2 tRNA genes and 3 rRNA genes are annotated in these 5,519 nt (G+C 54.3%); all 5 read left to right on the top strand.

Annotated features, from left to right (window positions below):
- The first annotated feature begins 286 nt into the window (after window positions 1-286).
- The 5 genes from ACP93_RS20705 (at window position 287) to rrf (ending at window position 5,459) form a co-directional block, all read left to right on the top strand.
- Window positions 287-1,831, top strand: a 16S ribosomal RNA gene (locus ACP93_RS20705).
- Window positions 1,832-1,919: 88 nt separating this feature from the next.
- Window positions 1,920-1,995: transfer RNA gene (locus ACP93_RS20700), tRNA-Ala, on the top strand.
- A gap of 14 nt (window positions 1,996-2,009) precedes the next feature.
- Window positions 2,010-2,086: transfer RNA gene (locus tag ACP93_RS20695), tRNA-Ile, on the top strand.
- A gap of 223 nt (window positions 2,087-2,309) precedes the next feature.
- A 23S ribosomal RNA gene (locus ACP93_RS20690) occupies window positions 2,310-5,189 on the top strand.
- A 155-nt stretch (window positions 5,190-5,344) separates the two neighbouring features.
- Window positions 5,345-5,459: ribosomal RNA gene (rrf, locus tag ACP93_RS20685) — 5S ribosomal RNA — on the top strand.
- The 16S, 23S and 5S rRNA genes sit together here with 2 tRNA genes alongside, the layout of an rRNA operon.
- The last annotated feature ends 60 nt before the right edge of the window (window positions 5,460-5,519 follow it).

Genomic DNA, 5,519 nt, shown 5'->3' with positions numbered 1-5,519 from the left:
CCAGCGTCAACCACCTCGAAATGAGGTGTTGACGGAAACAAAAAGCCCGCTATAATGGGCGGCTCACTCGGACGGAAACGTCGGGGCGAAAAAGGGAAAGGCGCTGAGGCCGGCCCCGAAGTTCTTTGACAGTGTGCGCAGGTAACTTGTGAGGACGCCTGCAGGTGGAAGTATGTCCATCTTGCAGACGTTCGAATCAAGAGCAACAAATCAATTGCTTTGCAAGCGATACGTAGCTTGGTTTGAACTCTGCATATCAAAGCTTTTGCCTTCGGGCATGTAGTTTTAAGTGAAGAGTTTGATCCTGGCTCAGAGTGAACGCTGGCGGCAGGCCTAACACATGCAAGTCGAACGGCAGCACAGGAGAGCTTGCTCTCTGGGTGGCGAGTGGCGGACGGGTGAGGAATACATCGGAATCTACCTTTTCGTGGGGGATAACGTAGGGAAACTTACGCTAATACCGCATACGACCTTAGGGTGAAAGCGGAGGACCTTCGGGCTTCGCGCGGATAGATGAGCCGATGTCGGATTAGCTAGTTGGCGGGGTAAAGGCCCACCAAGGCGACGATCCGTAGCTGGTCTGAGAGGATGATCAGCCACACTGGAACTGAGACACGGTCCAGACTCCTACGGGAGGCAGCAGTGGGGAATATTGGACAATGGGCGCAAGCCTGATCCAGCCATGCCGCGTGGGTGAAGAAGGCCTTCGGGTTGTAAAGCCCTTTTGTTGGGAAAGAAAAGCAGTCGGTTAATACCCGATTGTTCTGACGGTACCCAAAGAATAAGCACCGGCTAACTTCGTGCCAGCAGCCGCGGTAATACGAAGGGTGCAAGCGTTACTCGGAATTACTGGGCGTAAAGCGTGCGTAGGTGGTTGTTTAAGTCCGTTGTGAAAGCCCTGGGCTCAACCTGGGAATTGCAGTGGATACTGGGCAACTAGAGTGTGGTAGAGGATGGCGGAATTCCCGGTGTAGCAGTGAAATGCGTAGAGATCGGGAGGAACATCTGTGGCGAAGGCGGCCATCTGGACCAACACTGACACTGAGGCACGAAAGCGTGGGGAGCAAACAGGATTAGATACCCTGGTAGTCCACGCCCTAAACGATGCGAACTGGATGTTGGGTGCAACTTGGCACGCAGTATCGAAGCTAACGCGTTAAGTTCGCCGCCTGGGGAGTACGGTCGCAAGACTGAAACTCAAAGGAATTGACGGGGGCCCGCACAAGCGGTGGAGTATGTGGTTTAATTCGATGCAACGCGAAGAACCTTACCTGGTCTTGACATCCACGGAACTTTCCAGAGATGGATTGGTGCCTTCGGGAACCGTGAGACAGGTGCTGCATGGCTGTCGTCAGCTCGTGTCGTGAGATGTTGGGTTAAGTCCCGCAACGAGCGCAACCCTTGTCCTTAGTTGCCAGCACGTAATGGTGGGAACTCTAAGGAGACCGCCGGTGACAAACCGGAGGAAGGTGGGGATGACGTCAAGTCATCATGGCCCTTACGACCAGGGCTACACACGTACTACAATGGTAGGGACAGAGGGCTGCAAGCCGGCGACGGTAAGCCAATCCCAGAAACCCTATCTCAGTCCGGATTGGAGTCTGCAACTCGACTCCATGAAGTCGGAATCGCTAGTAATCGCAGATCAGCATTGCTGCGGTGAATACGTTCCCGGGCCTTGTACACACCGCCCGTCACACCATGGGAGTTTGTTGCACCAGAAGCAGGTAGCTTAACCTTCGGGAGGGCGCTTGCCACGGTGTGGCCGATGACTGGGGTGAAGTCGTAACAAGGTAGCCGTATCGGAAGGTGCGGCTGGATCACCTCCTTTTGAGCATGACAGCTCCATCTGTCAGGCGTCCTCACAAGTAACCTGCATTCAGAGAGTTCCGCCACAGGGCGGAGCACCCCGAAATACCGGGGCCATAGCTCAGCTGGGAGAGCACCTGCTTTGCAAGCAGGGGGTCGTCGGTTCGATCCCGACTGGCTCCACCACTGACGAAGACTTTGGGTCTGTAGCTCAGGTGGTTAGAGCGCACCCCTGATAAGGGTGAGGTCGGTGGTTCGAGTCCTCCCAGACCCACCACTCTGAATGTATCGCACACTAAGAATTTAGATGCTCGGCGTTGAGGCCGTAGCGTTGTTCTTTAATAATTTGTGATGTAGCGAGCGTTTGAGAACACACTTCTCGACGTGTCGTTGTGGCTAAGGCGGGGACCTCGAGTCCCTAGAAATTGAGTCGTTATAGTTCGCGTCCAGGCTTTGTACCCCTGGACTGAATATGACCTTGAGGCAACTTGAGGTTATATGGTCAAGCGAATAAGCGCACACGGTGGATGCCTTGGCGGTCAGAGGCGATGAAGGACGTGGCAGCCTGCGAAAAGTGTCGGGGAGCTGGCAACAAGCTTTGATCCGGCAATGTCCGAATGGGGAAACCCACTGCTTCGGCAGTATCCTGCAGTGAATACATAGCTGCTGGAAGCGAACCCGGTGAACTGAAATATCTAAGTAACCGGAGGAAAAGAAATCAACCGAGATTCCCTAAGTAGTGACGAGCGAACGGGGACTAGCCCTTAAGCTGGTATGGTTTTAGAAAAACAACCTGGAAAGGTTGGCCATAGAAGGTGATAGCCCTGTATTTGAAAGGGCCATACCAGTGAAGACGAGTAGGGCGGGGCACGTGAAACCCTGTCTGAATATGGGGGGACCATCCTCCAAGGCTAAATACTCCTGACCGACCGATAGTGAACCAGTACCGTGAGGGAAAGGCGAAAAGAACCCCGGAGAGGGGAGTGAAATAGATCCTGAAACCGTGTGCGTACAAGCAGTAGGAGCTCGCAAGAGTGACTGCGTACCTTTTGTATAATGGGTCAGCGACTTACTGTTCGTGGCAAGCTTAACCGTATAGGGGAGGCGAAGGGAAACCGAGTCTGATAAGGGCGCATAGTCGCGGGCAGTAGACCCGAAACCGGGTGATCTAGTCATGCCCAGGGTGAAGGTCAGGTAACACTGACTGGAGGCCCGAACCCACTCCCGTTGCAAAGGTAGGGGATGAGGTGTGATTAGGAGTGAAAAGCTAATCGAACCCGGAGATAGCTGGTTCTCCTCGAAAGCTATTTAGGTAGCGCCTCATATGTATCCTCTCGGGGGTAGAGCACTGTTATGGCTAGGGGGTCATCGCGACTTACCAAACCATTGCAAACTCCGAATACCGAGACGGACTGTATGGGAGACACACGGCGGGTGCTAACGTCCGTCGTGAAAAGGGAAACAACCCAGACCCACAGCTAAGGTCCCAAATTCACTGCTAAGTGGAAAACGATGTGGAAAGGCATAGACAGCCAGGAGGTTGGCTTAGAAGCAGCCACCCTTTAAAGAAAGCGTAATAGCTCACTGGTCGAGTCGGTCTGCGCGGAAGATTTAACGGGGCTAAGCAGTGAACCGAAGCTTGGGGTGCATCGCGATAAGCGATGCGCGGTAGAGGAGCGTTCCGTAAGCCTGCGAAGGTGGATTGAGAAGTCTGCTGGAGGTATCGGAAGTGCGAATGCTGACATGAGTAACGACAATGCGGGTGAAAAACCCGCACGCCGAAAGCCCAAGGTTTCCTTGCGCAACGTTAATCGGCGCAGGGTGAGTCGGCCCCTAAGGCGAGGGCGAAAGCCGTAGTCGATGGGAAGCAGGTTAATATTCCTGCACCTCGCGTAAGTGCGATGGAGGGACGGAGAAGGTTAGGTGTACCGGGCGTTGGTTGTCCCGGGGAAAGGCGGTAGGTTTGGATCTTTGGCAAATCCGGGATCCTTTAAGACCGAGCACCGAGACGAGTCTTTTAGACGAAGTCACTGATACCACGCTTCCAGGAAAAGCTCCTAAGCTTCAGCTTACGCAGACCGTACCGTAAACCGACACAGGTGGGTAGGATGAGAATTCTCAGGCGCTTGAGAGAACTCGGGTGAAGGAACTAGGCAACATGGCACCGTAACTTCGGGAGAAGGTGCACCCTTTTTGGTGGCTCGTGCGAGCTATAGCTGAAGAGGGTCGCAGAAACCAGGCCGCTGCGACTGTTTATCAAAAACACAGCACTCTGCAAACACGAAAGTGGACGTATAGGGTGTGACGCCTGCCCGGTGCTGGAAGGTTAATTGATGGGGTCAGCCGCAAGGCGAAGCTCTTGATCGAAGCCCCAGTAAACGGCGGCCGTAACTATAACGGTCCTAAGGTAGCGAAATTCCTTGTCGGGTAAGTTCCGACCTGCACGAATGGCGTAACGACAGCGGCGCTGTCTCCACCCGAGACTCAGTGAAATTGAAATCGCTGTGAAGATGCAGCGTTCCCGTGGCAAGACGGAAAGACCCCGTGAACCTTTACTATAGCTTTACACTGAACGTTGAGTTCGTCTGTGTAGGATAGGTGGGAGGCTATGAAACTGTGGCGCTAGCTGCAGTGGAGCCATCCTTGAAATACCACCCTGTCGTGCTTGACGTTCTAACCTAGGTCCGTAATCCGGATCGGGGACCGTGTATGGTGGGTAGTTTGACTGGGGCGGTCTCCTCCTAAAGAGTAACGGAGGAGCACGAAGGTACGCTCAGCGCGGTCGGACATCGCGCACTGTGTGCAAAGGCATAAGCGTGCTTGACTGCAAGATCGACGGATCAAGCAGGTACGAAAGTAGGTCTTAGTGATCCGGTGGTTCTGTATGGAAGGGCCATCGCTCAACGGATAAAAGGTACTCCGGGGATAACAGGCTGATACCGCCCAAGAGTTCATATCGACGGCGGTGTTTGGCACCTCGATGTCGGCTCATCACATCCTGGGGCTGTAGTCGGTCCCAAGGGTATGGCTGTTCGCCATTTAAAGTGGTACGCGAGCTGGGTTCAGAACGTCGTGAGACAGTTCGGTCCCTATCTGCCATGGGCGTTGGAGATTTGAGAGGGGCTGCTCCTAGTACGAGAGGACCGGAGTGGACGAACCTCTGGTGTTCCGGTTGTCACGCCAGTGGCATTGCCGGGTAGCTATGTTCGGAAGCGATAACCGCTGAAAGCATCTAAGCGGGAAGCGCGCCTCAAGATGAGATCTCCCGGGACACAAGTCCCCTAAAGGAACCATGTAGACTACGTGGTTGATAGGTCAGGTGTGTAAGTGCAGCAATGCATTGAGCTAACTGATACTAATGATCCGTGCGGCTTGACCATATAACCTCAAGATGCTTCCTCATAAGCATCCCTTAGCGCGACAACACGTCGATCGCTCTCACTCGCTCGCTACATCACACCCTATGAGAGGCTGGCGCCCTGCCGTCCTCGGTCCAACGACCGAGTACCGCACGTGGCGACACTCCAACCGTCTCCCTGGTGAAATTAGCGCTGTGGAACCACCCGATCCCATCCCGAACTCGGAAGTGAAACGCAGCTGCGCCGATGGTAGTGTGGCTCAAGCCATGCGAGAGTAGGTCATCGCCAGGGGCTTTACCCCAAATCCCCGTCCCAAAAGGACGGGGATTTTTTATTGCGCGGGGGAAAAGC

The sequence above is a fragment of the Xanthomonas sp. NCPPB 1128 genome, assembly GCF_001043115.1.
Lineage (GTDB): Bacteria > Pseudomonadota > Gammaproteobacteria > Xanthomonadales > Xanthomonadaceae > Xanthomonas_A.
Note: the sequence above shows the minus strand (reverse complement) of the source record. Positions and strands in the feature narration are given on the sequence as shown.